Source organism: Streptomyces sp. NPDC057654 (assembly GCF_042800135.1).
In the GTDB taxonomy this organism is placed as follows: domain Bacteria; phylum Actinomycetota; class Actinomycetes; order Streptomycetales; family Streptomycetaceae; genus Streptomyces.
Map to the genome: position 1 here is coordinate 1 of NZ_JBHVHQ010001039.1, position 2,728 is coordinate 2,728.

Annotated in this window: 3 protein-coding genes; all 3 read left to right on the forward strand. The window is 67.0% G+C overall.

Going from position 1 to position 2,728, the window contains the following annotated elements:
- Positions 1-2 precede the first annotated feature (2 nt).
- On the forward strand, positions 3-101 hold the full coding sequence (locus tag ACFU99_RS40070; RefSeq protein WP_384402627.1) for a hypothetical protein: 99 nt from the start codon (positions 3-5) through the stop codon (positions 99-101).
- Between the two features lie 8 nt (positions 102-109).
- Positions 110-1,756, forward strand: a complete 1,647-nt coding sequence (locus tag ACFU99_RS40075; RefSeq protein ID WP_384402621.1) for a bifunctional 3-(3-hydroxy-phenyl)propionate/3-hydroxycinnamic acid hydroxylase — start codon at positions 110-112, stop codon at positions 1,754-1,756.
- A 559-nt stretch (positions 1,757-2,315) separates the two neighbouring features.
- Positions 2,316-2,555: a chaplin gene (locus ACFU99_RS40080; protein WP_384402624.1), complete on the forward strand. Its 240-nt coding sequence runs from the start codon at positions 2,316-2,318 to the stop codon at positions 2,553-2,555.
- Positions 2,556-2,728 lie beyond the last annotated feature (173 nt).

A 2,728-nucleotide genomic window follows, 5' to 3' on the forward strand; every position in this document is an offset into this window, starting at 1 on the left:
GGGTGCTGATCGCCACGGCCTACCCCTTGGACGAGGCGGCGCGGGCGCATCGGGCCGGGATCGACGGGCACGCCCCCGGCAAGCTCGTGCTGGTCCCGTGACCGCGGCTGTGACCGCGGCCGAGACTGCGACCGCGACCGTGGCCGTGACCAGGGCCGATGAGCGGAATACCGGCCAGGGGGCTGAACCGCTGAGGGATTTCGCCGTGGTCGGCTGCGGCCCCGTCGGGATGACACTCGCCGCACTGCTGGGAAAGGCCGGGCATTCGGTCGTACTCCTCGAACGCTATCCCGGCCCGTACGGACTGCCTCGCGCCGCCAGTTTCGACGGTGAAATCATGCGCGCGTTGGCGGGGTTGGGGCTGGCCGACGAACTGCTGCCCACGCTGTACGCACAAGAGGCGTACGAATGGCGGAACGGCTCCGGTGAACTGCTGATCCGGCAGGAGTGCCGGGCGGTCGGCGACAGTGGCTGGGCGGACATTTACATGTTCGACCAGCCCGCTCTGGAGAACGCGCTGCATGCCCTGTGCGCGTCCCTGCCGAACGTCGATATTCGCCTCGGTACCACCGTCGTCGGACTGGCTCAGGGGAGCCAGCAGGTTGAGGTGGAAACTGCCAACGGAGCTACTTTCAAAGCTCGTTACGTTATCGGGTGTGACGGGGGCAACAGCTTCGTCCGGCAGGCACTCGGCGTCGAGCAGGGTGATCTGGGCTTCGCCGAACCCTGGCTCGTCTGCGATTTCGCGCTGCGGCGCCCCGCGGCCGAACTCGGGCTTCCCCGCATGCTCCAACTCGGCGATCCCGCCGGCCCGACCACTGTCATCACCACTGGTCCGCAGCGACAGCGGTTCACCTTCATGCTCGACGACTCCACATCCGACGACTCCACATCCGATGGCTCCCCGGCCGATGACTCCATGCTCGATACCCCTATCTCCGATGCCTCTATCTCCGGGGTGTGGGAGCGGGTGCGCCCCTACCTCGACCGCGCAGACGCCGAACTCCTACGCGTCGCTACGTACACCTTCCGGTCGCTGGTCGCGCGGCGGTGGCGGGTCGGGCGGGTGCTGCTCGCCGGTGACGCCGCCCATCAAATTCCGCCGTTCCTGGGCCAGGGAATGTGTTCGGGGATACGCGACGCGCTCAATATCGCCTTCAAGGCCGACCTGCTGATGCGCGGAATTCAGGGGCCCGACGTACTCGACACCTACCAGAGCGAACGCGAACCGCACGTGCGCGCCGCGATGGCGACGAGCATCGAACTGGGCCGTCAGCACACCTTGCGGGACCCCGTCCTGGCCGCCGAACGCGACGCGCGGCTTCTGGCCCGGCGCGCCGCCTTGCAGGAACCCGACCACATCCAGCTGTCGGACCTCGGTCCCGGTCTGCTCGGCCGCGGCGGAGGCGGCCTCTCGCGGCAGGGGCGGGTCGGCGACGGCGAGAGGACGGGACTTCTCGACGACATCATCGGCGGTGGTTTTCGCCTTCTGATTTCCGAAGAGGCCCTCTCCACAGTGGACTTGGGTGGGCTCGAAAGGGCCGGTGTCACCGTTATCGGCTTCGGCTCGGCGCCTGCGGAAAACATCGTGATCGACTCAGACGGTACGCACCGGCAGTGGCTCGCCGAACTGGGCGCTGCTGCCGTGGCCGTACGCCCAGACAACTACGTCCTCGCCGCCGGGCCCGATGCCGTGGCCGTGGCGGAGGAATTGCTGGCCGTTCTCACACCGGAAGCCGACCGGGCCGGAACTTGAGAGGCGCGTGACTTGAGAGGAGTTCGCTGACTCTTGCCGACCCCGACCCCGACCCCGACCACGTTCCGGAGATTCCGGGACGCGGCCCCCCATGTGCCGGAGAAGTGTGGTTGTTTCAGCGGCCCGAGCAGTGGTGCCGGCGCGCTGACCCGACGTTGAATTCCTAGCGGCCGCCGCGACACCCCGTCGATCGCTGGAGCGGACTCTCCACCCGCGAGGGTGATAAGTCGGATCGTCGCCGAGCGGCGGAATTCGGCGCCGGTGGGCCGAGGAGGCCGATGGGCCGATGGACCGGAGGTGTGTGGATTGCGATGCGGTGGCATGGACGTGCGCGGCCGGGGGCAGGTCTGTGGCGGGCCGGCGGGCCGTTGGCCGTACGCGGTATCGGCGGGAAGCGAACCATTGATCGCCTGGCGCTGGTTCGTGCCGCTCTGCCGCCCATTTCATTAATCCCTTTGGGGGTAAACCCGCGTGGCGATGCCCTGTTGGAGGAGATCTGCGGTGTTAAGCATCGAGGCTGTTCACCAACACGTTGTGACACGTATGGAAAGGGAATGCCATGTCGCGTATCGCCAAGGCCGCCATCCTGACGGCTGCCGCCGGAGCCGCTGTTTCCGGTGCCGCGGGGGTCGCATCTGCCGACGCCGGTGCCGCGGGCGGGGCCATCGGTTCGCCGGGTGTCATCTCCGGGAACCAGCTTCAGATCCCGATTCACATCCCCGTGAACCTCTGCGGCAACTCGATCGACATCATCGGTCTGCTCAACCCCGCCTTCGGCAACACCTGCCTGAACAAGTAATACCAGCGGAATAGGCGGCGCCTTCGTCGATAAGCAGCACCTGCTTCACAGCACGACACCGCGCACTCCTACGTCTGGATGGAATTCGCCCGGCAGGACAAAGTGGTCACGGTTGGCGTGGGAATGCGGGCGCAGAAGCACAACGATCGGGTGACCCGGTGGTACTTCGTCTC

Bases quoted from the DNA above. Each gene is read 5' to 3' on its own strand.
- ACFU99_RS40080 (WP_384402624.1), top strand. From the start codon at position 2,316: ATGTCGCGTATCGCCAAGGCCGCCATCCTGACGGCTGCCGCCGGAGCC.